At 39.7% G+C, this 25,679-nt stretch carries 26 protein-coding genes and 2 pseudogenes; 7 read left to right on the top strand and 21 right to left on the bottom strand.

The window, feature by feature from the left end; all coding sequences use genetic code 11:
- Positions 1 to 289 precede the first annotated feature (289 nt).
- The 8 genes from BA1DRAFT_RS18475 to BA1DRAFT_RS18440 form a co-directional block, all read right to left on the bottom strand.
- Positions 290 to 1,543 carry a hypothetical protein gene (locus BA1DRAFT_RS18475; protein WP_036782139.1) on the bottom strand — a complete coding sequence of 418 codons (1,254 nt, stop codon included), beginning with the start codon at positions 1,541 to 1,543 and terminating at the stop codon, positions 290 to 292.
- Between the two features lie 1,015 nt (positions 1,544 to 2,558).
- Positions 2,559 to 4,091, bottom strand: a complete 1,533-nt coding sequence (locus tag BA1DRAFT_RS18470) for an MFS transporter (protein ID WP_036782137.1) — start codon at positions 4,089 to 4,091, stop codon at positions 2,559 to 2,561.
- 21 nt (positions 4,092 to 4,112) lie between these two features.
- A complete protein-coding gene (locus BA1DRAFT_RS18465) occupies positions 4,113 to 4,994 on the bottom strand; it encodes a prephenate dehydrogenase dimerization domain-containing protein (protein WP_036782135.1) in 882 nt (293 codons plus the stop codon).
- A complete protein-coding gene (pabB, locus tag BA1DRAFT_RS18460) occupies positions 4,991 to 7,060 on the bottom strand; it encodes an aminodeoxychorismate synthase component I (protein ID WP_036782133.1) in 2,070 nt (689 codons plus the stop codon). The genes BA1DRAFT_RS18465 and pabB overlap by 4 nt, the downstream gene beginning before the upstream one ends.
- On the bottom strand, positions 7,041 to 7,382 hold the full coding sequence (locus BA1DRAFT_RS18455) for a chorismate mutase (RefSeq protein ID WP_036782131.1): 342 nt from the start codon (positions 7,380 to 7,382) through the stop codon (positions 7,041 to 7,043). The genes pabB and BA1DRAFT_RS18455 overlap by 20 nt, the downstream gene beginning before the upstream one ends.
- Positions 7,383 to 7,442: 60 nt before the next feature.
- Positions 7,443 to 8,717, bottom strand: a complete 1,275-nt coding sequence (locus BA1DRAFT_RS18450; RefSeq protein ID WP_036782129.1) for an 8-amino-7-oxononanoate synthase family protein — start codon at positions 8,715 to 8,717, stop codon at positions 7,443 to 7,445.
- A 24-nt stretch (positions 8,718 to 8,741) separates the two neighbouring features.
- Positions 8,742 to 9,593, bottom strand: a complete 852-nt coding sequence (locus tag BA1DRAFT_RS18445; RefSeq protein ID WP_036782127.1) for a HemK/PrmC family methyltransferase — start codon at positions 9,591 to 9,593, stop codon at positions 8,742 to 8,744.
- A complete protein-coding gene (locus BA1DRAFT_RS18440) occupies positions 9,590 to 11,023 on the bottom strand; it encodes an NAD(P)/FAD-dependent oxidoreductase (protein ID WP_036782125.1) in 1,434 nt (477 codons plus the stop codon). Before BA1DRAFT_RS18440 ends, BA1DRAFT_RS18445 begins: the two co-directional genes overlap by 4 nt.
- Positions 11,024 to 12,402: 1,379 nt before the next feature.
- On the opposite strand from BA1DRAFT_RS18440, the gene BA1DRAFT_RS18430 reads away from it, so the two are divergent.
- Positions 12,403 to 13,236 carry a cupin-like domain-containing protein gene (locus BA1DRAFT_RS18430; RefSeq protein ID WP_036782121.1) on the top strand — a complete coding sequence of 278 codons (834 nt, stop codon included), beginning with the start codon at positions 12,403 to 12,405 and terminating at the stop codon, positions 13,234 to 13,236.
- A 163-nt stretch (positions 13,237 to 13,399) separates the two neighbouring features.
- Here BA1DRAFT_RS18430 and BA1DRAFT_RS23265 read toward each other — a convergent pair whose 3' ends face one another.
- Entirely contained in the window at positions 13,400 to 13,648 is a 249-nt protein-coding gene (locus BA1DRAFT_RS23265) for a hypothetical protein (RefSeq protein WP_144408102.1), read from the bottom strand.
- A 243-nt stretch (positions 13,649 to 13,891) separates the two neighbouring features.
- Between BA1DRAFT_RS23265 and BA1DRAFT_RS24415 the strand changes: the two genes are divergently transcribed.
- The 6 genes and pseudogenes from BA1DRAFT_RS24415 (at position 13,892) to BA1DRAFT_RS18405 (ending at position 20,408) form a co-directional block, all read left to right on the top strand.
- A complete protein-coding gene (locus BA1DRAFT_RS24415) occupies positions 13,892 to 14,014 on the top strand; it encodes a hypothetical protein (protein ID WP_258152180.1) in 123 nt (40 codons plus the stop codon).
- A gap of 258 nt (positions 14,015 to 14,272) precedes the next feature.
- Entirely contained in the window at positions 14,273 to 16,039 is a 1,767-nt protein-coding gene (locus tag BA1DRAFT_RS18425) for a B12-binding domain-containing radical SAM protein (RefSeq protein ID WP_036782119.1), read from the top strand.
- A 40-nt stretch (positions 16,040 to 16,079) separates the two neighbouring features.
- Positions 16,080 to 16,943: a multinuclear nonheme iron-dependent oxidase gene (locus tag BA1DRAFT_RS18420; protein ID WP_036782117.1), complete on the top strand. Its 864-nt coding sequence runs from the start codon at positions 16,080 to 16,082 to the stop codon at positions 16,941 to 16,943.
- Positions 16,912 to 17,463: a hypothetical protein gene (locus BA1DRAFT_RS18415; RefSeq protein ID WP_036782115.1), complete on the top strand. Its 552-nt coding sequence runs from the start codon at positions 16,912 to 16,914 to the stop codon at positions 17,461 to 17,463. Before BA1DRAFT_RS18420 ends, BA1DRAFT_RS18415 begins: the two co-directional genes overlap by 32 nt.
- Positions 17,464 to 17,465: 2 nt before the next feature.
- The gene (locus tag BA1DRAFT_RS18410; RefSeq protein WP_036782113.1) at positions 17,466 to 18,731 is read left to right on the top strand and encodes a hypothetical protein; all 1,266 of its coding nucleotides are present in this window, start codon (positions 17,466 to 17,468) and stop codon (positions 18,729 to 18,731) included.
- Between the two features lie 636 nt (positions 18,732 to 19,367).
- A pseudogene (locus BA1DRAFT_RS18405) lies at positions 19,368 to 20,408 on the top strand (IS630 family transposase).
- Between the two features lie 374 nt (positions 20,409 to 20,782).
- Here the strand turns inward: BA1DRAFT_RS18405 and BA1DRAFT_RS18395 are convergent.
- From BA1DRAFT_RS18395 to BA1DRAFT_RS24175, 12 genes and pseudogenes are all read right to left on the bottom strand, one after another.
- Positions 20,783 to 21,064, bottom strand: a pseudogene (locus tag BA1DRAFT_RS18395) (DUF637 domain-containing protein); the annotation flags it as partial.
- 161 nt (positions 21,065 to 21,225) lie between these two features.
- On the bottom strand, positions 21,226 to 21,708 hold the full coding sequence (locus BA1DRAFT_RS18390; protein WP_051560853.1) for a hypothetical protein: 483 nt from the start codon (positions 21,706 to 21,708) through the stop codon (positions 21,226 to 21,228).
- Positions 21,705 to 22,202 (bottom strand): hypothetical protein, encoded by a 498-nt coding sequence (locus BA1DRAFT_RS21415; RefSeq protein ID WP_051560852.1) that lies wholly within the window; start codon positions 22,200 to 22,202, stop codon positions 21,705 to 21,707. Before BA1DRAFT_RS21415 ends, BA1DRAFT_RS18390 begins: the two co-directional genes overlap by 4 nt.
- A gap of 159 nt (positions 22,203 to 22,361) precedes the next feature.
- Positions 22,362 to 22,880 carry a hypothetical protein gene (locus BA1DRAFT_RS18380; RefSeq protein ID WP_036782107.1) on the bottom strand — a complete coding sequence of 173 codons (519 nt, stop codon included), beginning with the start codon at positions 22,878 to 22,880 and terminating at the stop codon, positions 22,362 to 22,364.
- Entirely contained in the window at positions 22,880 to 23,104 is a 225-nt protein-coding gene (locus BA1DRAFT_RS18375; protein ID WP_228999878.1) for a hypothetical protein, read from the bottom strand. Before BA1DRAFT_RS18375 ends, BA1DRAFT_RS18380 begins: the two co-directional genes overlap by 1 nt.
- A gap of 156 nt (positions 23,105 to 23,260) precedes the next feature.
- A complete protein-coding gene (locus BA1DRAFT_RS18370) occupies positions 23,261 to 23,515 on the bottom strand; it encodes a hypothetical protein (RefSeq protein WP_036782105.1) in 255 nt (84 codons plus the stop codon).
- Positions 23,502 to 24,095 carry a hypothetical protein gene (locus tag BA1DRAFT_RS22305; protein ID WP_036782103.1) on the bottom strand — a complete coding sequence of 198 codons (594 nt, stop codon included), beginning with the start codon at positions 24,093 to 24,095 and terminating at the stop codon, positions 23,502 to 23,504. Before BA1DRAFT_RS22305 ends, BA1DRAFT_RS18370 begins: the two co-directional genes overlap by 14 nt.
- A 58-nt stretch (positions 24,096 to 24,153) precedes the next feature.
- Positions 24,154 to 24,567, bottom strand: a complete 414-nt coding sequence (locus tag BA1DRAFT_RS18360) for a hypothetical protein (RefSeq protein ID WP_036782101.1) — start codon at positions 24,565 to 24,567, stop codon at positions 24,154 to 24,156.
- A gap of 5 nt (positions 24,568 to 24,572) precedes the next feature.
- On the bottom strand, positions 24,573 to 24,761 hold the full coding sequence (locus tag BA1DRAFT_RS24180) for a hypothetical protein (RefSeq protein WP_235201158.1): 189 nt from the start codon (positions 24,759 to 24,761) through the stop codon (positions 24,573 to 24,575).
- Positions 24,762 to 24,953: 192 nt separating this feature from the next.
- The gene (cdiI, locus tag BA1DRAFT_RS18350) at positions 24,954 to 25,310 is read right to left on the bottom strand and encodes a ribonuclease toxin immunity protein CdiI (RefSeq protein WP_036782099.1); all 357 of its coding nucleotides are present in this window, start codon (positions 25,308 to 25,310) and stop codon (positions 24,954 to 24,956) included.
- Between the two features lie 10 nt (positions 25,311 to 25,320).
- Positions 25,321 to 25,506 (bottom strand): CdiA family toxin C-terminal domain-containing protein, encoded by a 186-nt coding sequence (locus tag BA1DRAFT_RS24830; RefSeq protein WP_258151908.1) that lies wholly within the window; start codon positions 25,504 to 25,506, stop codon positions 25,321 to 25,323.
- Positions 25,461 to 25,679, bottom strand: a 219-nt coding sequence (locus BA1DRAFT_RS24175) for a hypothetical protein (protein WP_235201155.1), incomplete at its 5' end; no start/stop codon positions are given. The genes BA1DRAFT_RS24830 and BA1DRAFT_RS24175, both read right to left, overlap by 46 nt.

The raw sequence follows: 25,679 nt of genomic DNA, 5'->3' as shown, positions 1-25,679 counted from the left end.
GGCGTTTGGATAATGTGATAACGTTGTAACCGCTAAATTAACGTGACACAGAATTCTGAACGCCCTCGTTCAACATGGGCAAATCGGCAATTTAACATGGTGACGGTTCCCCGGCCCTGCCGGACAAAACTTCCAATTTCATAAACCATCAGACCCGCTGCCGATTCACATCGATATTTCTTACTTCGATTAATCATTTGCAAAAAAATTATTATATTTACTCATCAACGCCAAACCGTCAGCTCAATTACCGTCGTTCAAACCAGCCTGATTATTGCGCCCCTAAGGATTAGCCCTGTACATTACCGTTAACATATATCTTGCCAGCTACACCTACCCCTCCTGATTTTCCATCAATACCATCTTGGCCAGATACTCCTGGTTGGCTACTATCGCCAGCTCCACCTTTCCCGCCTTCTCCACCTTTCCCACCTTTCCCGCCTTTCCCTCCATTACCGCCATTACCTCCATATGACCGAGCATTAATTACTGGCTGACCCTCAGGAAAATAAATATATACGTTGCCACTGTCTCCACCTTTCCCTCCATTGCCCGCATGCCCTCCATCTCCACCATTACCCCCGTTTCCCCCACACCCTGCACTACATTTGCCTACTTCATTACCTCCATTGCCCCCTGTCCCTCCATTGCCGCCATTGCCGCCATTGCCACCATTCCCACCATTGCCACCTATCGACAACACATTTACTGGCCCAGTAAGAAGTTGAACATCAATAACTATGTCATTTGCATTTCCGCCACTTCCTCCCCCCATCCCTAATCCTCCGGAAGAGCCGTCAATTGCATCAGTACCGGCGGTGGATTCAACAGCGCAGCCGTATGCCTTATCTATACCAGCAACACCATCTCTGCCATTAAGTCCATTACATCCTGATTCACCATCAAAACCATCAATTCCATTACTGCCTTTACTGATAAAATCAGGCTTCTGAGCACTTCCATGACCTACAATAGCATTAGCTTTAACCGTACCATTAGTGCAGTAAATAATTTCACCTCCTGGCTCAATGGTTATCTGGTCGTATACCAAGACAACAGGTTCGCCATAGCAATCTTTATCTGCAATAATCAATGGCTTATCTGCGGATATTGTGAGTTCTTCGCCACCGAAGAACGCAATTTTCATCGGAAAACGCTTAGCATTAAGCATTTCCTCATAATCTCTGACCAAAGCAGAATCACCATAGATATAGGCACGAAAGGCTTTGCATAAATCAATATGATTACCAGAGGCGTCTGCCAGTCGTTCAGCAGAAAACGGTTCAGGTAACGGATGATGGGGTTCCATTTTTCCAGAGCCATAATGACTGTCAGGCACCCCACCGAGTGCTTTCAGCTCTTGTATCGTTTGCACCGTAAAAAATGCAGGCGGCACAGTAGCCGTTTCCAGATCGTTAGAAAATACCACCGGCCCATCAAAGTCGGAGGTCTTAAGTTGCTTTGGCTGTCGTTCTATACCAAACAAATGGTGACGTTGACGTAATACTGCTAAAGCCTCAGAAAACGTTCTTATTTTATCCATGAGAATTCCTCTGAATTTAAGTTTATACATTTAGGATAACTTCATATATCCGTTGTCTATTTAGCCAAGTTCTAAAGTCTCTACTGCCATCACTACCGGTAATGTCACTATACCCGTCATCTTTCAAGTTGCCTCTTTGTTGGCTGCACTCGCTCACCCCAGTCACATAGTTACCTATGCTCCCGGGGATTCACTCCCTTGCCATCGCGATACATCTTGAAATCCATAGGGTATAAACTGCTAATAGTAAAATCTTGCTTTTGGCTAATGACCAGATTAGCCGTAGCGAAAACATCAGTTTTTTCTGGCAAAAGATATAGGCATTTCGATAGCGGGTATGCCAGAAAAATAATTACGATGAGAATTAATTAGGTAAATATTTATTCACTTTACAGAAAGTGATTGAATACAATATTTAAATTACACAATCTAAAATATTAATGTAATTCCCCACTTTTTTCATTAATTAAAGAGAGTATTTATGTGATATATCGCTACCTTCTAATGTGTGTTAATTGAAAATTTCAATTTTATATTTATCTCACGAGGTATTATTATAAAAAAAGAATAAAAACAACAAATAGATTGCATTTAAAAATCACAATAAAATAAAAACCTATAGATATTATTGAATATCGAAACTATGAATATTATTTAAATTAAAGATGGAAAGTAATTCCTTTTTAACAATAAGAATATTTTTTACAAACAAACTTCAACTTTTAAATAAACTCATTTTACAAATAAATATTTAAATGCAAAAAAACCAATGAAATGGCCCTGATAAAACAAGGAACAAATAGAAATAATTGAATCAACAATAGATCGGAGAAATAATTATTATAAATTTCAATTTATTACCATTCATTAATTACTCTATTTATCATATTCCTTTGGAATTTTAGAAATATAAATAATACTGTGAGATGAAATGTTATTTTCAGGATATTTAATAACTGCGGATAACCTCTCAAAAAAATAGTGCAACCATTTCCAATGGCTGCACGTCAAACTATCAGTACTCAAGCACTTGTTTTTTCTGCGGCGCTTTCAACAAACGCCAGGCGAGCAATACCACCCCCGCAGTCAATGCCGCTGTCAACCAGCTCATCATATGAATAGCGCTGGTGAATGATTCCGCCGCCGCTGTCATCAGTTTCTGTCCCTCTGATTCAGCTAATGAGTTTGCTACAACGTAAGCTCCTGCCAGCGTCTCTAAAGCCAATCCAGCTTGTTCCTGAGAGACCTCATTCGGCAATTGTAATGTTATACGATAGAAGGCCGTGACCAATCCCCCCAGAATCGTCGTACCAAGTACCACCCCCACTTCATAAGCCGTTTCGCTTATTGATGATGCCGCTCCTGCTTTAGAGGAGGGTACTGACGAAAGCACCAAATCGTTAGATACCGAAGCAATTGCTCCCACACTAATATCTAATAACGCAAAAGCAACAATCAGAGTGACTAAATCACTGCCGATACTCGCGACCAGAAGAAATGAAATACCTGAAATACTCAGCAAAATTGGCACCAAATAATGAGCCGGCACCCGTTGAGCAATGGGCACTATCGCCATCCCCATAACAATCGCCATTATTTGTCCGGGAACCAGCGCCAGGCTAGCCATAATCGGCTCCATACCGAGTACGATTTGCAAGACCTGGGTGGCAAAAAAGACAAAACCAACCAGCAATGCCAAGCTCAGTAAGTTAACAATAATCGAACCGGTAAACATGCCATTACGGAACAAAGAGAGATCCATCAACGGCACAGGCAGACGCTGTTGTCGGCGAACAAATAGCACGCCGGCAATAAGACCAACCGACAGTTCGAATATGACACTCATTTCAAACCCATCACTGGCAAGGTGTTTAATCGCGTAAACAATACCACCCATAGCAACGATCGATAACAGAACGCTATACACATCGATAATACCATCCTGTTTTTTATCGGACTCTGGCAATAACATCGGTCCGAAAATCAGCAACGGTACTAATACCGGTACTGCCAAGAGGAAAATTGCACTCCAATCGAAAAATTGTAATAGAACACCACCCACTACGGGACCTAAAGCTGAACCGATAGTTAATGTTGTCGCCCAAATAGCGACAGCCAACCGACGCTGTTCACGATCCTCAAAAAGAGTGCTTATCAAAGCCAAAGTAGAAGGCATCAGCATCGCACCAAAAAATCCAAGTACGGCCCGCCCGATAATCAATTGTTCAGGTGAAGTTGACAGTGCTGTGAACACCGAAATAACCGTGAATCCCAACGATCCAAATAACAGTAATGAACGATGGCCGACACGATCGCCAATACTCCCCATTGATACCAATAAACCAGCCAATACCAATGAATAAGCATCAATTATCCATAATTGCTGACTTGCACTAGGCCCCAGAGCTTCCGCAATTTTTGGTAAAGCAAAGCTTAAGATCGTATTGTCCACCGTCACCAATAATACTGGCAACATCAATATCAGTAATCCCAGCCAATTTCTGAGTCCTGCCCGCCCGTTAGCCTCAGCAACTCTATTTAACGACATCCCCTCAACTCCTTTCCTATATCATTCAAGCGTTGAAAAAATATGCTGGCAATCAGCAGCACTGATATCGAGCTGTTCCCCCAGTTGTTGCGCAATATCTCCGAGGTTATTGCCAAATTCAGTTTGATCGCCAGCCTGTACTATCGAATTTAACTGTTGTATGGCATGCAGCAACGCCTGACGCGGTTCGGCAGCCATCGGGTTTTCATATTGAACGTCCCAGTACACTTCTATTGGATTACGTAAGATCCTTGATAATAACGCCAGCATTGTACGCATCGGCGGTGGCGCAATTGTTGCCAAAGTACGGATATCTAACGGACTTTTCGCCAGCACCAAGCCAAAAATCAGGATCGCGGCATGAGGCAAAGCCTGACAAAGCGCCATAACCCGATCATGTTCCTCCGGCGTCATCCTACTGATACGCATATCAGCCTGCGCCAATACCCGCTCAATCCAATGTTTACTAACATGACAGTTATCGAGAATGACTGCAACTGGCCTTTTTTGCTCCGGCAAAGATGGCGAGAACATCGGGTTAACACCAATGAAAGGCTGCCCGGGGGCGGCAGCTCTTAACGCAGAATAAAAAGGGGCCTGAACTGAACAGGTTGACACGATCTGTACATCATCGCCAATAGCAGACAACACCCAAGGCAACGCTTGTATGGCAACGGCTTCCGGTAAGGCAAAGACTATCGCCTTTGCCCCACTAAAAACCTCTCCAGCATCAGCAGCCGGGTTTAAGATATCAATCTGATAGTAATGAGAATGATGAGAACGCACTCCCTGCGTTCGGTTGTCAACACTGTATGCTATGTGACCACAGCGAGTAAAAAGGCGACTCAATAAAGAACCAATAGCGCCTTGCCCACCAAGAATGACCACTTTATGGTTACTCACATATCCTCCGCCATATGACTAAAACTGAAATATGGCACACTCGCTTTAACCAATGTCTCTTCAAATTCGCCATAAGGATCAGAATGAGCAACAATTGCCCCCCCAATGCCGAATTCAGCACACCCTTGATGTAATACCGCCGTACGTATCACAATGCTCAATTCCACTTCACCACTGAAAGATAACCATCCAAGCGCACCGGAGTAAACACCGCGAGCCGATGACTCTAAAGAATCAATAATCTCCATCGTGCGCTTCTTCGGTGCTCCGGTCATTGATCCTCCTGGAAAACATGCTCGGATAGCCTCCATTGATGACGTTTCTTCGCATAACTCACCGCGAATGGTCGAAACCAATTGATGTACAGAAGAGAAGCTCTCAACTTTAAATAATTCAGGTACATGCACACTGCCTGGACGGCATACCTGATTAAGATCATGGCGCACCAAGTCCACTATCATCAGATTTTCTGCTCTATCTTTAGGGGACTGACTCAATTCCCTCTGCAAATGCTGATCATCTGCTGCCGTTTTTCCTCGTGACCGGGTCCCCTTAATCGGTCTGGATTCAATATTTCTGGTCTCATCAATACGTAAAAACGTTTCTGGTGATGCGCTGAGTACAGAAAAATCCCCACATGCCAGATAAGCGCCATAAGGTACAGGGCTGGCATAACGCATACGCCGATAAGCGTCCAATGGATGCCCTGAATAAGCCATCTTGGCCCTATTCGTCAGGCAGATTTCATAGGACTCGCCATCTGTGATGTATTGAAGTGATTTCTGGATTTTATCCATATACTTCTGAGCGCCATATTCCAGACAAATTTTGCTCTGATCAACAGCACCAGGAATAAAGTCAGGTATCACTTCACCGGTATTTTTTACATTAGTAACTAAAAGTTCCGGCGGCCAATTTTGTGGCTGCCCTGCTGGTGTAATAAGGCATTCATAAAGTTTACTCTGCTGATGATCGAAGACAAAAAAATGCGGAGTAAATACTAAGCTGGCATCAGGATGTTCTGAACGGTATTTATTGCTGCCAATTGTCAGCGCCTTTAATTCATATCCTAAATAACCAACAAAGCCGCCTTTAAATACAAATGGCATCGATTCTGGTGTCGAAATTTCCACAAAACCCAGCAATTCAGACATCAGTGAGAAAAAATCTCCCTGAACAATCCTCTCGCCATCAGGACCAGTCAAACGCAAACTCTCAGTCTGTACACTGTATTCAAGTCTGACAGCGCCCTGTTCATTACCGCTTCCCATCATTGAGAAACGAGCATTAGGTCTGTCGGAATTTTCACTATCAAGCCAGAAAGCATGCGTATCATTGCCGTAACGTTGAATAAACAAGGATTCAGGATCGACTATCTCCTTACATTCACGATAATTCAGGTTGAGATATTGTCTTCCACCTACCGCAAGATAAGCCTCATTGACATCAGTGCATATATTCTGAGCGGCAACCTCCTGTTTGTGATTCTCTTTATACATCTCCGCTATACGCACGAAATTACTGAGTAGCTCACGCCCATATTCAGAATCAATCGATTCAGGGTGAAATTGGACACCCCAGATCGGCCTTTCGGTGTGCTCAATTGCCATAATTAAGCCATCATCAGTCCAGGCAGTACATTTTAGATTGTCAGGAAGACGGGTACATACCAATGAGTGATATCTGACCACTTCAAACTGCTCAGGCAAACCCAGGAATAATCCTTCTCCCGTGTTACTGATGCGACTGCGATAGCCATGTACCGGATTGGGGGCATGTTCTACACACCCGCCAAATGCCAAGCTAATCCCCTGATGGCCGAGACAAATACCCAACAGCGGAATTTTGGCACGTGCAATAACCTCAGCACAGACACCAAAATCACGGCTTTCAGCCGGATGTCCTGGCCCTGGAGAAAGGACTACCGCATCATATTCGTCTATTGTTAACTCTTCATAAGTCAAAGAGTTTGTCACTACAGACGGCACACTGCCCGTCACTTCATACAGATATTGAGCAATGTTTTGCGTAAAGGAATCATAATTATCAATGAGCAGTATTTTCATTATTCTTTACTTTCTCGTGTAACAACTGATCAATCAGATCTTCTTCTCGACGGCAAGTTTCTTCAATAACCAGTTGAAATATTGCTTCAGTATATTCAGGCCGTAACCCAAAATCTGTTGATTTATCCCGCAACATATCCAATAACGAGGTAATACGTTGTGGCTGCATCATCGGAATATCCTGTTCCGCCTTTACCTCGGCGATTTTCATGCAGATTTTCATTCGTTCAGAAAGCAGCGCCAGAATCTGCATATTAATATCATCCAGAGATTCCCTGTAAGGTTGTAATATACCCTGCTTATTTATTATTGATTGAGTCATATGTTTAATCTTCGCACTGATTCATTTCAATTATCTTCTTTATTGATAAGCTGGCGTCGTTTATACCTGTGGAACTACAGCCTGTGGCTCCACCCAATTCAGCCCTTTTTCCCTTATTTCAAATAAGGTATTTACTAAATGTTTAATTTCGCCGGCCTTATGTTCACTAGAGAAGGCAAAACGCAACATCGCATTGCCATCCGGGACCAGTGGATAAAATACCGGGAACAATAAGATGCCGTTGTCACGCAGCAAACGAGCCGCTTCAAGCCCTTCTGCTTCATTTTCGAATAAAGCGCCACGAACGGGAGATTGAACACCGGCATTCATCAAATGATTACCCATCAGAGAATCAAATAGATTGATGTTTTTCCATAACTGTTCCTGCCGGATTTCTATCTCAAGGCTAAGATGAAGTTTTGCTGAGGCAACGTTAGCCGCCAACATCGGCACCATGATCGAATGACCAAAAACCAGAGGATTCGCTAAAGTACTGATCACTTCGACATCATCGGCACTTGCAACCACGACAAAACCCCCGGCGCCGCCAAATGCTTTGGATAACGAACCTGCAAGTATGAAGTTGGACGGCAAAACATGGTCAAGGGCAGCAAAGGCATAACCGGCGCCATGACGCCCCATAATGGAAATACCATGAGCATCGTCTACATAGACATAGCCTCCAGCCGCGGCCAATTGTCGAGTTAATTCCGCAACCGGAATTAAACCATTCATTGAACCAATACCATCAATCAGCAGGATAGGCGTCCGCTGATTCTCCTGACAATTCTGCAAAGCTTGCTGTACTGACTGTACATCTGCGCTATCAACCCGAGATACCGGTCCGAACTGTTCGAGAATACCGCGTAATACCTGCATAGATGCGTGAGCGGTTTTATCCATCAACCAATGTACAGGCCGGGAAAGAGGATAACTGGGTAAAGAACCACTACCCAATAACGGTAATACACCAAGGTGAACATTGCTGGTGGAAGTAAACACAGCAACGGCCCCCCCCTGATAAATCTCTTCCAACAGTTTCTCTAATTGCCCCAAATATTGTGGGCGCATCGCGCCACGGGACGATGACAAATGTATCCCTGTGCGAGACATTGCCTGATTTGCCGCTTCAATTAAAGCAGGATGATGTTCTAATCCCAAATAAGAGCAGGAAACAAATTCAGTAAAAACTTTTCCTTCCTCTGTAGTAACTTGCTTACCTTGACGCTCTACCACAGTGAAGCTGGTCAAACCTTCATCGATAGCCTGTGCTAAAGCGCCGGTTGTCCGTGACCGGCGAATTGTCATCCAATCCTGCTTGTGTTTTACATTCATTATTTAGATTCCAACTGGTTAAGTTCAAAGGAGCTTACAACCAACAGTGATTACCGAACTGCCCGTTGTGTCAGAAACATCTTCATCAATAATGGTTCGTACCAGAGAAAAACCAGCATCTGCAAATAATGCTCTGACGCTCTCTTCCTGGCTTTCACCATGTTCAATCACTAACCAACCCTCTGATTGCAGGAGCTGTTTAGCTTGTTTGATAATCAACCGCGTTAAGTCAAGCCCATCATCCCCCGAATACACCGACGCATAAGGATGATGCTCCTCCCATTCCGGCAATATTTCCTGCTGTTCCGGCACATAAGGTGGATTCGCCACAATCAACGCCACCGATTCGTTAAATTGAGAAAACGCTTGCCAATCCCGTAAATCTGCTTTTAATGCATCGGCTTTAATCGCCCAATTCGCTAACCGATGGATATTGCGCGTCAGATATTGAAAAGCCACATCATCATATTCGACACAAGTGACCTTTAAATCCGGGCGACGTTTAGCAATAGCTAAACCGATGGCGCCACTGCCGGAACATAAATCCAGAACCACTGCCCCGTGAGGCGCTTGATATTCATTCTCCAACCATTTATGAATAACCTGGCTATGAGGACGCGGAATAAATACCCCCGTCCCTACCGTCAGAGGCAATCCATCAAAATCCACAGTGCCGACAATATGCCCAAGTGGTATCCGATTACAGCGTTCATGAACCGCAAGCATAAATTCATCACGGGCGCGGTCCTTACAACGTCTTTCCAGATAACGGTCAATCAGGCATGTGAGATCAGTTTCCACATCCCAAACCCCTGCCTCTGACAGTAATTTCCTGGCGTTATCAATGACGACTTGATCTTTCAGCGAAAAACTCATGACCATGCCTCATAATAACTACGTAACCGTTCACGCATAGATTCATAAATATGAGAGAAAGCGACCAGCTCCGGCGGTGGCGTGAACTGCGGATGAAGAGACTCAATTACATTCTGATAATTGCGCATCATCCCTTCATTCAGCAGTGGCAGCCAGTAAGGTTTGATATCCCAACGATATTCATAGCCGGTGGCAAACATTTGTTGGGCGGTCTCTTTAGCCATTACTTCACGGGAGAAACCCACCAGCGGAGGACGAACGGGCTTGAAATCATCAAGATTAATCAGTCTATTTTCTACTCCCGTCAAAGCGTTGGCGATGTAATCCGCCAATAATGGCGACTGATGTAAGCCATCGCGATAAGTACCGGTAGCCAGCCAAAGACCATTCACGCCACATTCACCAATCAACGGGAATCCATCAGCCGGGATTGGCCGGTTGCCAACCTGGATTGAAAGGATTTCAGCATCATGTAAGTTAATATCCAACTGATCTAACGCACAATCCAACAAGAACTGCACATCAGAAATCAGCGCCTGACTGCGTGGTTTTTCAGACAGAATATTGGTCGCGCCAAGATACAGCACACCATCACCGCGTGGCACACAATGCAGCCCACAGGCAAATGCCCGGTTCGGGGTACGGATGACTGAGGTCGGCAATTCTCTGCCTTTTGGCATCTTGACCAGAATAGATACCCCATAACCAGCAAAGATTGGCGGAATCTGGCGAACAATAGAAGGTATATTTGATAACAGATCCAACGAGTGCGCACCGGCAGCTACAACGACTTTATCTGCCATTAAACGCTCGCCACTCAGCAATTCAACGCCGGTGGCTACACCCTCTTCGATTAGCACACATTTAATATTCTCTGCTTTCAGAACCCCACCCTCAGCCACAAATGCCGCATCCAACTTTTCCAACAATAAATGCGAGTTCAGCGCATGTTCATCAGGGATATACAGAGCACGCAGCGGACGCACTAAATCGTTGGGCTTTAACCACTCAATTTCACGTGGATCAACAGTTTCATAAGCAGCCGCATAATCGATCAGAGTTTGCTCGATAGCCTCATAATTGATCGTGTCAATCTCTTCCATCCCGGCAGTGTTGAGTATCACATGAGTGCCTTGAGCAGTGAACAGCGATCGGGTATCACCGGAAGCGTCAGCTAACCGTTGCGCCCAAGCCGGCCAAAGCTCTTTGGCGATACAATCCATATTCAATTTCAACTTACCGTGTTCACTGGCTAATAAACCACTGGTAATTTCGCCAAAACAACCGTTCATTGCACCGGCGGCTTTGGAGGCAGCATTAGTTCGATCGGTCTCTCCAACCCTACAAACCGAGAAATTTCTGCTTGCCAGCTCATAAGCGATTGAACCTGCAATTGCCCCTGAACCAACGACAATAAAGTCGTATTTCACTTATTTACTCCTATATGGCCCGCGGCCAATCTATTTTAAATATTTTGTCAATAACGACGGAAAATAATTACCGTCCTCTTACAGTGAGGATATTTTTACTGCTTTACATCAATTGTAAAAAAATAACCCTGCATTCATCAGCAATTAAGATGACGAATCACGCTCAGATTTACACTAAATTTAAAAACAAATATGCAATAACGAACCATTACATTAGAAATAGTTTCAATTTATTATCAATCAAATACAATCACCCATATTAATTAATTTGTGAAAATAAAAATTTCCAATAAAAACAATAAATTGAATAGCATCACAAAATTCCATTCATATTTAAAAGAAATAATAACAAGAGATATTATTGTATTTTAAATAACACCTGCAAATCAGGGATGAACAATAATCATCAAATACAAAACTGTCAAACAAATTTAGTCTTATATTATAAACAAAAAAATCATATAAATACTTTCAGTATAAAATAAAAACAATTTATATTTAAATTGTTACGGGGAACAATATTCTAAATGTCTTTTTTTCTTCAATAAAAAAACAAAAATTCTCAAGAAAGGTGTTTTTTTAAATTTATATTTTCCATCAACTTTCACCAATATAGATAGATAAAACACTCAAGTTATTATATCTTTATTAACTATAATATTAGTGATTATTTACGATTAACGTGCACGCAGTGAACATGCACATTTCAGATTATTGACTTTTAACGTCTCGACTATCACTGCTGAGTTTTCCTCAATAATAAAACGAGAAAATTTGTATTAGCAATCTGCATGGGAATGGTATTTTGTTACCATCGGAGGGATTTAACACTGTTTTTAATGCCTTTAATCTTTCAGTGTCGCGTTTTCTATTAACTCCAACGATCCAATTTGCTCAGGTTAAATCATATGGATTGCCATTTTTCATTCCATTTGAAAGCAAATGGTTATAGCAACTTTCACTCATTAAAATAATGATTAATCCCACCTTTATCCCAATGTGATAAAACAGGTGTTAAGAAAATCCGTTTTTATCTGTCAGTGTGGTTTTAAAATCAGGAAAAAAGAACAAGCACATTATGTTTTTAACATTATTCACTTTCTTGGCGATCGTAAACGCCTTTTTATCGGCAATGATTCAACTAAGGGTTAAAAAAATCAGTACATTATTAATGCCCTCTTTTAAAAGGTACAGCGTGATTTTAAAAAGCCTATTTATTGTCATATACCCTATGGATTTCAAGATGCATCGCGGCGGCAAGGGAGCGAATCCCCGGGGGCATAGAAAACTCTGTTACCGGGGTGAGTGAGTGCAGCCAACAAAGAGGCGACTTGAAAGATGACGGGTAAAAACTATTTATTCTTTGGAACGATATAAATATGATGGATTTTTCTAATTCTGGTTATCAGAAATGCGTAGAGTTCACCATGCCATCCATAGAGGATGTATTTGCTTGTATGCTGAATAGAGTCCCTTTTATTATTCGAGGAGGCGCTGAACAGTGGGTAGCAAGAACAAAGTGGACATGGGACTATTTTCAGCAAAAATTTGGTCATCACCTGATAAAAGTATTTCGATCATCAAATAATAAAGATAATAAATATATGTCTCTTGGTGACTATATTGATTATATAAAAGATGTAGAAGAACCCGATCCTTATTACGTTTCTGCGTGGCCGTTTTCGCTCTATTTTAAAGAGTTAGTCAATGATTATGAGGTCCCTGACTATTTTTCTTGCTTAATTCGTCAGCGTGTTGCAGACGATATTTTGCATAATGAAGCAGCATTACTATTACTTCGCTGGATTTATATGGGGCCTAAAAACAGCGGCTCTCGTATGCATTTGGACATTGCTTCTACTCATGCCTGGAATGCGGTGATGAGTGGTCGAAAAGAGTGGATATTTTATGGGCCGGAAGAAGCAATGAAAATAGGTTATGGCAAAGTTGATGCTTTTAACCCTGATCGGGTCTTATATCCCGATTTCGTTCAGGCTCAGGGTATTCATTGTGTACAGAATCCTGGTGATATTGTTTTCACGCCTTGTACACACTATCATCAAGTTAAAAATTTGGAGGCAGGAATTTCAATCACTGAAAATTTTATTAATGACACGAACTTGGAGCTGGTTAAGCATTCCATAAACAACGACGATGATATATCACCGGAACAAGCAAATTTTATTCGGATGTTGATTCCTGAGTTAAGTTAACCGGAATTTTGTTTAAACCGTCACTCCCGAATGAAAAAATTCAGTGGCTGTTTCTTCTTATTTAAACAATACGCGGTTAATAAATCCCTCTTACCAGTACATGGTCGTGAACGTTCTAATATTGCGTCTACGACCATGATATAGTGTGTAAGACTCAGTATTATCAATAAATTGATGTATGTAACGATGATTTATTATTTCTGCTTATCTTTATTCCACTTACTGGCCATTTAGCGGAATTGAGAAGAAACGCGGCTGGTTGTCCTGTTGCACCAATAACGGGAGTGCCGACGTTTAATGAAACGCCATATGGAATGGCATGAAAAATTTCAGGTGTAATTTCAACGAAGTTCTTAGTTAAAAACTGAATTGATTGAGTGGAATCAGTTTGGAAACGCGTTGAAGTTGCCAAAATAAAATCCAATAAAGACAATATGTTGGAGGGTATTTTTGAGAGGTTTAATACTTAAGGTTCAGTGTATGATCGGTGATTACGAGTAATAGTTTCATGTAACGATAACCATGATCATTTGTATTTTGAATATTAACATTTTAATACAATAATGACTTGACAGCTAAAAAAAACCTACAATACTTATGTGTAATGAAAATTCCAATGTTGCATTACACATAAATAACAATGGAGGATGTATCTATGATCACTCAAGTAACAAACATAGAAATTCTCGAAGAAATTGCTTCTGATATGGATATTGAAACAGCTGTTGTTGAAGTAGATTATGAAGCAATCGGGGGTAAGACGGCACCTGAATTTTAATTTTTTAGCCTTACTTCTTTTTATAAGTAGTAAGGCTACACTAAAGGCTTGAAAATATGTATTTGAAAGTTAAGGATGATATTATCTGTTTGGAAGACTTAGGTTTTTGTTTTTTCCATAACGGTGAATTAATGGTAAAACTAAAAAAAATATTGGTTATGAAAAGTTTTGAGGATAGTAATTTGGCTATTCGACTTTCTGAAAGATATCCACTTTTTTTCACATTATGCCAAGTAACTCATGATGGAATATTTTCATATGAACAAAGTGTTCAGAGATTTACACTGCCATAATATAGTGTCCTGTGAAAATAATATTCGCTTAGCATTAGTTGCATTGCCTTATGGAGAAGGGCCGCAGGTCATCATGCCTTTGGGTCTTCAGAATATTTCCGCATATATCAAGAAAAATACAAATTTTGTCAAGACCAAAATATTTGATTATTCAGATTTAACTCAGGACAGAACAGAGGAGTTAGCTGATTTAATTGAATGGAAACCAGATATTGTTGGGATTTCGATTTATAGCAGCCATGTTGATACAGCATTAGTTTGGGGAAAAATAATTAAGAGTCTAATTCCTAACTCTCTCCTTTTTTGCGGTGGTCCGCATATAAGTTTGGCCGCAGAAAATTTTATGCAAACTGGAAGAGATATTTATAGTGTGGCTTTTAAAGGAGAGGGGGAATATTCTGTAAAAATTCTGGCGGAGATTTTCAACCGGTTTAAAAAGCAGTATGGTGAATCAATACCAGCAGAGAATTATTTGTATTTTGAGTATTTTAGAAAAAATATAGTAAATGCTGTCTATTTCGACAGAAATGATCAGTTGCAGGTCAGTAGAGTTGAGAAATACCAACTTCCTTCAGAGGAGTGGGTAAACCCTCTTATGGAGTATGATTCAGAACGCTTGCAAAATTTGATTTTTACTGACAGACGGGATGGACGCAAAAGAAAAGCTATTGCCTTTACCAGTAGTCGAGGTTGTCCACTAACTTGTTCATTTTGTGCGATTATTGCCGCAGATGCAGAAGGCCCCAGATGGCGTGCTGTAGACGCTGATATTTTGGTTAATTGGATTAAAGAAGCACGCGAAAAATACGATTTCCAACATGTCTATATGATGGATGCGAATTTTTTTGTGAAGAAAGATAGAGTATTAGCCTTTTCTAAAGGGTTACATCAGATTGGAAATGGTGATATTACATGGAGCTCTTCTTCTACAGTTCGCTATTTACTTCGTCTACGAGAAGAATTACCTATTCTGGTTAAAGAGGGATTAAGGTTAGTTGAGATGGGTGTTGAATCAGGCTCTCAAACTCAACTCAACTATATGAATAAACGTGTGACAGTACAGGAGAATATCGATGCTATCAGGGCGTTACAAGAAAATAAAATTGATATTGGATTAGATTTTATCATGTTTTACCATGATCAAACAAAAACTGAGATTATCGAGAATCTGACATTTTTGATCAAATCTGGTATGGCGGAGCATGAGTCCCTTGATCATTATTTTAATTTAATGATGTTGTATCCTGGTACTCCAGTTAGAATTGATCTCGAAAAAAAACTGGGAAAATTATTCAGTTTAAATAGGCTGCCTAACAGTCGAGAGCTTATTAGTGATCATGGGGTAAAAAAGATTTATCATTTATTCATCGATAAATTTGCTAAGCCTTGGCTTCATCAGTTAGAAGAGGCGATATCATTAAATTTGGAGGTAATAAGAAACAATAGAAAAAATAAATTGTTATCTTCTTCTCTTTCGTTAAGGAATGTATATCTGAGGCACATTCCATTTAAAGTATTGTGGGAACTTTGTCATGCAGATGATCTCTCTGATATGAATTCCGCAGTCAAAGATTTTAATATCTACACAGATGTGATAAGCAACACCATAAAAGAGAATACCCGTTTTTTTGGAATAAATAAAAAATATTTTGGTATTGAAACAGTAGGTGTTGGTGGAAGAAAAGGAGAAATTGTGATGATACAAAGCGTGGACGGCAATAATACACAATGATAAGTTTTTTCTTAAATTAGATTAGTGATTGGGGGAATCAATGGATGAAATAAAAGACATGTGTATTGGTGTGAGTGGTGATATTGAAAAACTTCGTTTCGTTTATCATGAAAAAAATAAAGATAGGAATAGCATTTTTCATAAAATTGGGCATTTTAGTCTGGGAGCAAGGGTATGGGATGAGTTTGATGATGAAATTGTCGCGATGGCTAATATGGGTAACATGACGATCTCTTTTCATCCGGTTGATATCAATTTCTCAGGTAAGCTTATTAAAGAAGAAATGCTTCGTTTAAAAAAATTGATAAAAAAACTACCTATTTCTTATCTAGAAGAGGATATTGGTATATGGCGTTGTGGAGATCTTTTTCTAGGACCTCATCAAACGAATCCTGTACTTAATGAGGAAAGTATCCTAGTAACTGCAAAAAATATTTTGTTTGCACGAGAGTTTTTTGAAAAAGAGATTGCTTTGGAAAACCCACCCGTATATAGCGAATTAGGTGATATAAACTTTTGGGATTATTATATTAAACTTTGTGAAGAATCTAAGGCTTATTTTGCCTTCGATTTAGGACATTATATTGGGTATTGCCGAACACTTGAGTCCGATGCAACTGTTCTGCCTGATATGGATAATGTGATTTGGGATAAAATTATAACGATACATATTTCCGGGATGAAAAAATGGAAATGGAGGGGGGTATCGGTGTGGTTAGATCAGCATTCAGATCCGTTTGATGCGGATTTGATTTCGTTATATAAACAGTGTAAATCACGGTGCAAACGACTAGAAAACACGTTACTTGAACAAGAAGGTGCTAGCCATCAAGTTGAAAAACTAAACATTAATAGCATTTGGGAGGCTATCTATGAAACGTCGCCAAGATTTGCATATGAATGAAGATAGTTTAGAGAGAATGTCGAATCTTTATTCTGGAAGAGCTTTATTAGAGTTTAATATCAACCAAACCATTGCAGAAAATCACTTGCTATTTGATAGAGTCAGACGGTTTTTAGATATAACTCGTGCGGTTCATAAACGGTGGATTTATGTTTCGAAATATATTCTTTCTCTTTCTGATGAATGTGTTTTGATTGATGTTTTTGATGAGTTTCATATAAAAGCTTCTACAAGCCATAGTATTTCAGCGGCATCATGTAATATTTTCTATAACAAGATAAAAAGTTCAGGAAATGAACTCTTTGTAGAATTACTGGACTACGAGGATTATGTGAATCAACATCCAGGGAGACATTATATTTATAGTAAAGATAATAAGGATAAAAAGAATATTTTGGTACCTTATGATCTAGAGTCACTTTATTTGAGTATTATGTTTTATGCTCGTGCTTCTGCTCCTTCATTTTTATATAAAACGATACTGACTGAGCCAGGTGTAATTTACAAGGAGAGTGTGTAAAGATGGTTCTTCTCACTATTGCGCGAGCGGATGCTATGTATAGCAGTGTTGCTATGAGTGTAACAATACTTGAGCTGGCCCTTATTGCAACCAATGAACATTTAGGTAATTTTTCACTAGAATTTACACTTATTTCCCAATTGGTTATTTCGTTAATTATCGAATTTGCCTCTGGTAGTATGATGAGTTTTAATTTTGGGTTAGCGAGAACAACTGTAATTGGATTTTGGTTGAAACTATTATCCGCATTTCTTCTTTTAGCGGGTTTTGCTTTATCTTATATTGGTTATTTTTATCTCGCTTGGTTTATTATTATTATGTCATTTGTGTGTGATGCGGCTGGAACAGGATGCTTAAAAACGACATTCAGACCTTCATACAATATGATGAGCATTTTTAAAATCGGAGAACCAGCAGATTATGTCAATTCTTTTAAATATTATCTTTACATTAGATTGATATTGCCATTTATTCTTCTTGGCATAACAATTGTGTTGATTGGTTTTTTTAATGAGAAAGTGGCTGCAATAGCAATTTTTTCTATGATCATGATATTAAGGTTGATACAGATTTTCCAATCTAAAAAGGATCTTGATTGTATTCATAAAGAAAAAAACAATAATAATGTATTGGGATTTTACAAATTAAAAGACTTTCTATCGGTAGTAAAATTAAACGTTCCGAATTCCCTGCTTTTTATTACAGGAAATATATTTGAATCTATAGTACTTATGTATTCCATTGGATTATTATATAAATATCAAGTTTACCTTAATCTTCCCAATTACCTTGCATGGCTTGGCAGTTCATCTGTTGCATTTGTAATTTATCTTTTTTCCGCAGTTATGGGTAATCAAATTATGGTCAGACTTAAACGGTTCGAGACGAGTATTAAGTTAAAACAGTCACTGGTCTTGGTTTCATTGCTTGCATCCACTTTATTGTTAATTTCTCCACTTGGGGCTAGTCAGTTTATTACGCTTTCATTTTTTAGTCTGATAGGTGTATCCGTTGGTCTTATTATGACTCGTATTGCGATCAATACAGCCCTTTATGAGTTTGATGAAAGGAAAAGTGTTGTTTTCTTCCTCTTTGTGGAAACGATGACTACTGGTTTCATTATATTATTTTCCATAGCAGGGAGCCTATTTTTTAAAGAGGATAGCGTGATAAAGGCATTTTGCGTAGGACTTATTGTTTTTTTGTTGAGTTATTTTATCTACACCTTCTTTGTTAAATTGCCTTCTTCTTATGAGAAGGATAGCTAATGAAAATGAAGTTGCTTCTTCGTTGGCTGCATTCGTTCACTCCGGTCACATAGTTTGCTATGCTCCCGGGGATTCACTCCTTTGTCGTCGCGATGCATTTTGAAATCCATAGGGTATAGTTATTGTTTATACTCAGGAAGGCAAAGATAATTTGGTCGTAATAATTCTTCATATCATTAGAAATCATTCGGAAAGTTATTTTTCAATGAGTAGTTTTTCATAATATTGTGGCACTTTTCTTTTTTGATTCATTGCAAGTGGATGTGTTGTATCATCAAGATTTGGGACTAAATACTTCTAGGTATTAAACATTTTCATTTGATTAAGGGAATGAGAGGAAATAGATAGGTTGTGAGATTTGGCTGAATCTAAGAATAACGAGTTTATATGTCATATAATTTAGATTTAAAATTGTACTGAAATGGTGGCTTTATAATTGCCAGTACATGGTCGTGAACGTTCTAATATTGCGTCTACGACCATGATATAGTATAGAAAACCCAGAATTATCAATAAGCGGCTATGTTTGACTCAGCTAAATAACTTTTCAAAATAATAGATCACTTGGAGGGAACTCAGCGATTTTTGCGATCTGATCAATTGCAAAAAATCCCAAACCCCAACACGGACTGAGTGATGCCTATCATAGCACCCATACCTCAAGATGAATGCCAGAAAATGAGAAAACTTATCCATAAAACCCGCGATAAGAACTATTCCCGTCGATTGACGGCGTTATTGATGCTCAATGAGGGATTAACGGTGACTTATGTCGCCAAAACCCTTCATGCCGCACGCTCTTCCGTCAATCGTTGGGTTGAGTGGTTTACATTATATGGGCTCGAAGGGCTCAAAAGTTTACCGGCTGGCCGACCTGCTGTCTGGGATCTCACCCCTCTCTATAACTTATTGCTTTTCTTATTACAGCAATCCCCCCAAAAGTTAGGCTATCTTCGCTCTCGCTGGAGCCTTGAGCTCATGACTCATACCCTCAATGAATGACTCAACCTCTCTCTGACACAAAATGTGCTCTATCGTTACTTTGCTCAGGCGGGGATTGTCTGGCGCAGAGCGGCGCCCACGGTAAAACAACCTGATCCTGAATACGATGAGAAAATGGCAAAGATCACGCAAGCCAAAGCGAATATCTCAGAAAAACATCCCGTTTTCTATGAAGATGAGATGGATATTGATTTCAACCCGAAAATCGGCGCGGACTGGTGTTTCAAAGGTCAGCAAAAACGGGTTATCACCCCGGGAAAAAATGAAAAATATTACCTTGCGGGCTGCCTCAATGCCCAAACAGAGCAAGTCACCTATGTTAAAGGAGTAAAAAAGAACTCTGATTTATTTATCAAAATGTTAGCTGAACTGGAGCAACAATATCCCCATGCGGAAACCCTCACATTAATTTTAGATAACTACTGTATTCATAAAAGTCAGAAGGTAAAGGACTGGCTGGCACGACATCCCAAATTTACCCTGTTGTTTTTACCGGTCTATTCACCGTGGCTAAATAAAATAGAACGGTTATGGCAGTCGCTCCATGAGACAATAACGCGAAATCATTGTTGTCAATTTATGTGGCAGCTGCTTAATTATGTTGATGCCTTTTTGGAATCGTTTTCATCACAGCAAAAGCCAGGAAGACAAAAAATGGGTGTAGCACAATTATGAAACCTTATTTAATCCTAAAAACTTTTAACCTTTGTTGATAGAATGAAGCGTTATTAAGCATTAAAGAAAAACTAATTAACCGACAATATATTGAAACCCCGCAAATGAATTACCTTTCTCAAGAAACACTATTTTACCATCAGCTAACCTTTCGGCTATTAAGACATTTTCAGGTGAAAATTTGACACCATTCTTAGACATTTCTGTAAGGTATTGTTGGTTAATCGCCCTCTTTCCAACATACAACTTCTCATTTTCGATCAAGCTAGCTACGGCATCAGTATCAGGCTTAGCATTTCTTAACAGCGGTTTTGAGGTATGACTTAATCCTTCTGCCAGATTCTTGGCACCTTCTTTAATACCTGAATTGCCATCGGGTCGCTAAAGGTTTTATCCAAGGTGATGGCGGCCAGTTCTGCGGCTAATGCGCCCACTGCCGCCCCTTTAGCATCCCCGCCGCTAATTTCCGCCGCCAGCGCAGACACTGCGGCATGGCTAATCGCTTTACCCGGAACATCCAGAATCTGCCCCTGATCACCAATCAGCTTAGCTCCTTCCGCATTAATCTGATTACCAATATTGCTCAACAGCGCGGTTTGCAGATTATCCGTAAAACTGCTGCCATTAATGGCCGTGCCCAGTGTCGAACTCACGACGAAATTGTGGATAGAAGAGTCTATCCACTATGAACACCACGAAAGAATCAGCTTAAAGTGAAATAGCCTGAGTCCGGTGAAGTTCCGGACTCAGGTATCATTAGCTGCCGAGTGTAACCTGCCCAACTTTGGGGCAGCTCATATTCATAGTGGGGTTAAAATTATAGATTTACTATATTTACTAAAGTGATTTTCTCCTCAAGAAAAATACACTCTGGAATATCGTTATATATATATATTTCATCTCCCAAATTAAGCAAGCTAATCTGACCATAACTACAAAAAATAAAATTAAAACCAATGACGCATTGCTCAATTTCAGAGTAAATAGCATTAAAACGAGATAACTTCCGGCCTATCAATTCATTGAATATTGGATGTTGGGATATATCCTTAATTATTTGTTTCCCGTATTCACCTAAGTCACTCTCGAACATCGGTTTATTGCATACAACTAGTGATGAGCCGTCTTGACTGCAAGATATCTTCCTTGATACACCAGCCCCTTCAAATTCGAAAAGTAATTCTTGAGGGTGCTCTATATCCTCTACATGGAGTATATAGACTAATCCCTGAACAGATTTAAGACGGTTGCCAATAATGCCCATTCCCCAATCATGGGCTTCTTTAGAAATAATATTCAACGAGGTTCTCCTTTTAAGGCGTTTTTGACAGAAGTATTATTAACCCCATCTTTTAGGATGGTAACAAAAGTTCCGTCTGGTTTAGTAACAACAACGTCATTACCCTTTATTTTGAAGAATACATCACCTCTTGTTCCATTAGGGCCCTGTCCAGCAAAAACTCCTGGGATTGTTTTATCTGCGTTGTTACCTATATCATTTATTTTATCCAACAGCATTTTTCTGTCTGTAGCATTTGATGCATTACCGCCAAAATCTTCAACATGCTTTCCAAGTTTTTTCCCTAACTGAGCATCATCAACTTTGAAAACACTTCCCGCTCCAACACCACTACTGGGGAGTGATGTAGTTCCTGGTTTTGGTAACTGTCTTATTTCACCACTGGCCTTATTAATCAGTTTGGAAGCTTCGCCAACGTCACCTTTTTGTAAGGCTTTCTCTGCTGCCTTGATAGCCTTCCCAGCGGCATCACCTGCGCCGGGAATAATCGCCACTGCGGCGGCCAGATAATCTAACGCGCTCTTAGCCTCTACAAAACCTTTAAAATTGAATGGTCTGAGTCCGGTAGAATTCCGAACTCAGATATCATTAGCTGTTTAGTGTAACCTGAGCTATTCCAATTTTTTGGTCAATTCAGCATATCGAGAACTTCTTTAACGTAACCAGAATGGCGGATCATCTGGGCTTAAAGCATCGTATTGTTCTAAGGAACGATATTGATCTTCCATATACAAAGGCATATCAGTAATTACTATTTTTACAGGTTCGTACTTGTAGTCTGGATATGACTTAAATTCCTCATAATTTACCTTTGCAGATTCAATGCAATATGAAAAAGCGTCAAAATAACGAAAAAATACGTCTGATAACATAGGAAAGCTAAGATCCAATCTGCTTTCTTCAACATTAGCCAAGCTTACCGTGCCCCATTCAACTGATGAACTTGGCAAGTTCATAAATAGTTGACGTACTTGTTCCATCTGAGCCTTAGCATCCTCTATCTCTTCTTGACGTAAATAACGTTTATAAAGTCTATCTGTTAAAAGATGCCAGTTTTGTTCTGGATACTTCTGTTCAACAAAGAGTTTCAAACATTCAAAAAACAATACAACATCATTGACTGTTCCAAGCTCTTTTGTAGAACTTCCACCGCTAAATCCTATATTTCTCATTATGTCTTGAACCTAATTGATGAGGCGCTAATCATGCCGTTAGATTTTTCAACAATACCTTTTCTGATAGCAGCCTCTTGCTGAAATGTCATTGCTTGCCCTCGAACATCAATAACTATCCGTTGTTCCATTCCTGCTGGAAGATTCTTCTGCCGTTCAATCGCCTGTTTGGCAACATTATTAATCAAGCCATTTTTGTTCGTTGCAATATTATAGTTTTTCACTTCAACACTACAAACATTGCCCTGACACCAGTCTGGACGAACACTGCCTTTAGTGCCATAGGGAACTTCCTTGCCCTCTTTAATTGGATGAACTACACCTTAATCAATTAGTATCTAACTTTTGGGGTGCAATTCAACATGTCAGGGTTCTTTCTATTAAATTAAGCCAAGAAATTCTGGTAATCCTTTTACATAATCATATACTTCACCAGTATAATTATCTGATAAATCTTGGAAAAGTCTAATTACCTCTTGTTTCTCATCATCATTAAGTAACTGAAGTTCCGCTGCCATTTGTTCCATTATTTCTATTGCTGAATCCGGATTAAGCAGTTCTTCACTTGTAAACTCCAAAAATATGGCAAGATCAATAATGACCTTTACAAGCCTAATATTGCTATTCTTTAACAACTTTCACCTCTATGTTTTTGATTCCAAATTCATCAAACATTTTTTGTGCTCTATTCGCCTGAGTTTGATCAGGTACTTCCCAACGTCCTGTCATACCATTGCGCTTTAACGCATCTGATTGTCGTAATGCCTGATCTTTCGCTTTTCGGGTTGTCACAACAGATATTTTTCTGTCTATCATGACATTATCATCTACACCATCAAACCTAACAGGCTTGTTTTTTCCATCAGTGTCTATTCTATCAATACTGGGAGCCTGTCCCTTTTTAGTTTCAATATTTGAACGAGCACCTGATGCAGAATCATTATAGCCTTTTGCCCGTTGACTCATGCTTGCATTTTCATCAACCCACTTAACTTTTATTTCATCACTGGCCTTATTGAGTAGTTTGGAAGCTTCCCCAATATCACCTTTCTGTAAGGCTTTCTCTACCGCCTTGATAGTTTTCCCGGCGGCATCTCCCGCACCCGGAATAATCGCTACTGCGGCGGCCAGATAATCTAATGCACTCTTAGCCTCTACAAAACCTTTAAAATTGAATGGCCTGAGTCCGGTAGAATTCCAAGACTCAGATATCATTAGCTGTTTAGTGTAACCTGTCCAATTTTTTGGTCAGTTCAGCATATCGAGAACTTCTTTAACGTAACCAGAATGGCGGGTCATCTGGACCTAAAGCATCGTATTGCTCAAGAGGGCGATCTCTATCTGTCATAAAATCAGGCATGTCTGTTATCACTATTCTGACTGGCTTATAAATACCCCAGTCTTCATGAAATACTTGAGCGGATTTTATACAACGCTCTATTCCTTCAAAATATTTAAAAAATCTGCATTTCTGCTCCTTTGATAATTTCTGCTGGAGTTGTGTTACTAACGAAGATGCTGTTTCTAATTCATAAAGATGAAGATACTTCTGGTAAAACTGAAACAAGATTTTTCGATCGTTAATATCGTGTATCTGTTCATTTAAAATAGAAAAAAATTGGGTCATTTCTGAAACAGAACCAAGTTCCACAATAGAACTACCACCATAAAAACCGATATGTTTCATGTTAGTTACCCTTTAAATTCGATCACTGCTGGGTCTATAATTCCATTTGATTTTTGAACAATGCCTTTAATAATTTCCCTCTCCTGTTCTAGTGACACGGTTTGCCCTCGAACATCAATAACTATCCGTTGTTCCATCCCCGCAGGTAGATTCTTCTGCCGTTCAATCGCCTGTCTGGCAACATTATTAATCAAGCCATTTTGTTCGTTGCAATATTATAGTTTTTCACTGCAACACTACAAATATTGCCCTGACACCAGTCTGGACGAACACTGCCTTTAGTTCCATAGGGGACTTCCTTACCCTCTTTAATTGGATGAACTACACCTTAATCAATTAGCATCTAATTTTTGGGGTGCAATTCACATGACCGGGGAATATTGATTTTATATTGGTATCTTTGCCAGTAGCTCATTAACTTTAGCTGTATCTTCTGGATGAGGTTTTAGATACTTTTCACAAGCTAATCTGACATAGTGATAACAGGTTTCTTCACTGACTGTTATTGTATCTTCATCAGTTGGCGGATAACCAACAGCAAACTGAACGCCTTCAAAATATTCATCTTCACTATTCACGTCAGGGAAAAAGCAATATACACCATCTAACATAAAAGATTCTTTTTGAACAATATTTTCTACGGCATCTAAAAAATGCTCGTCATTATACATAAGGTCAAAATAGCTTTTTATGATCCAGTCGAAATTAGAATGATCATAAGGTAGCTCAAATAAAAATTTCATTTATTATGTCCTATTTTGGATGGAAATTACTTATCCCACCTGTCTTCTTATCAATATATACCCTGAATGTAACACCATCTGCTGTAGCATCATATGCTTGTTGACCTCTAGCTATAGCTTGTTTATAACCGCTTACAGCAGCTTGTTGACCTAACTCCAACATTTTCTGATCAGTAAAAATTTTGGGATCATAGATAGTCTTTTCAAATGGTTTTGAACCATTACCTTTGTAAGTTCCTGTAAAATTCCCAGAAGCATCTTTAGCAGGTACTCTGGATTGGTTTTACAACCTTCAAGCGCAACACGCCCTGCCGTTGCTATTTCAGCCGAACCCGCAATCAGTATCTGACCGCCATAAACCAGCGCGTA

Source organism: Photorhabdus aegyptia, from assembly GCF_000612035.1.
In the GTDB taxonomy this organism is placed as follows: Bacteria; Pseudomonadota; Gammaproteobacteria; order Enterobacterales; family Enterobacteriaceae; genus Photorhabdus; species Photorhabdus akhurstii.
The sequence above is the reverse complement of the archived record's forward strand: the minus strand, read 5'-3'. Positions and strand labels throughout refer to the sequence as shown.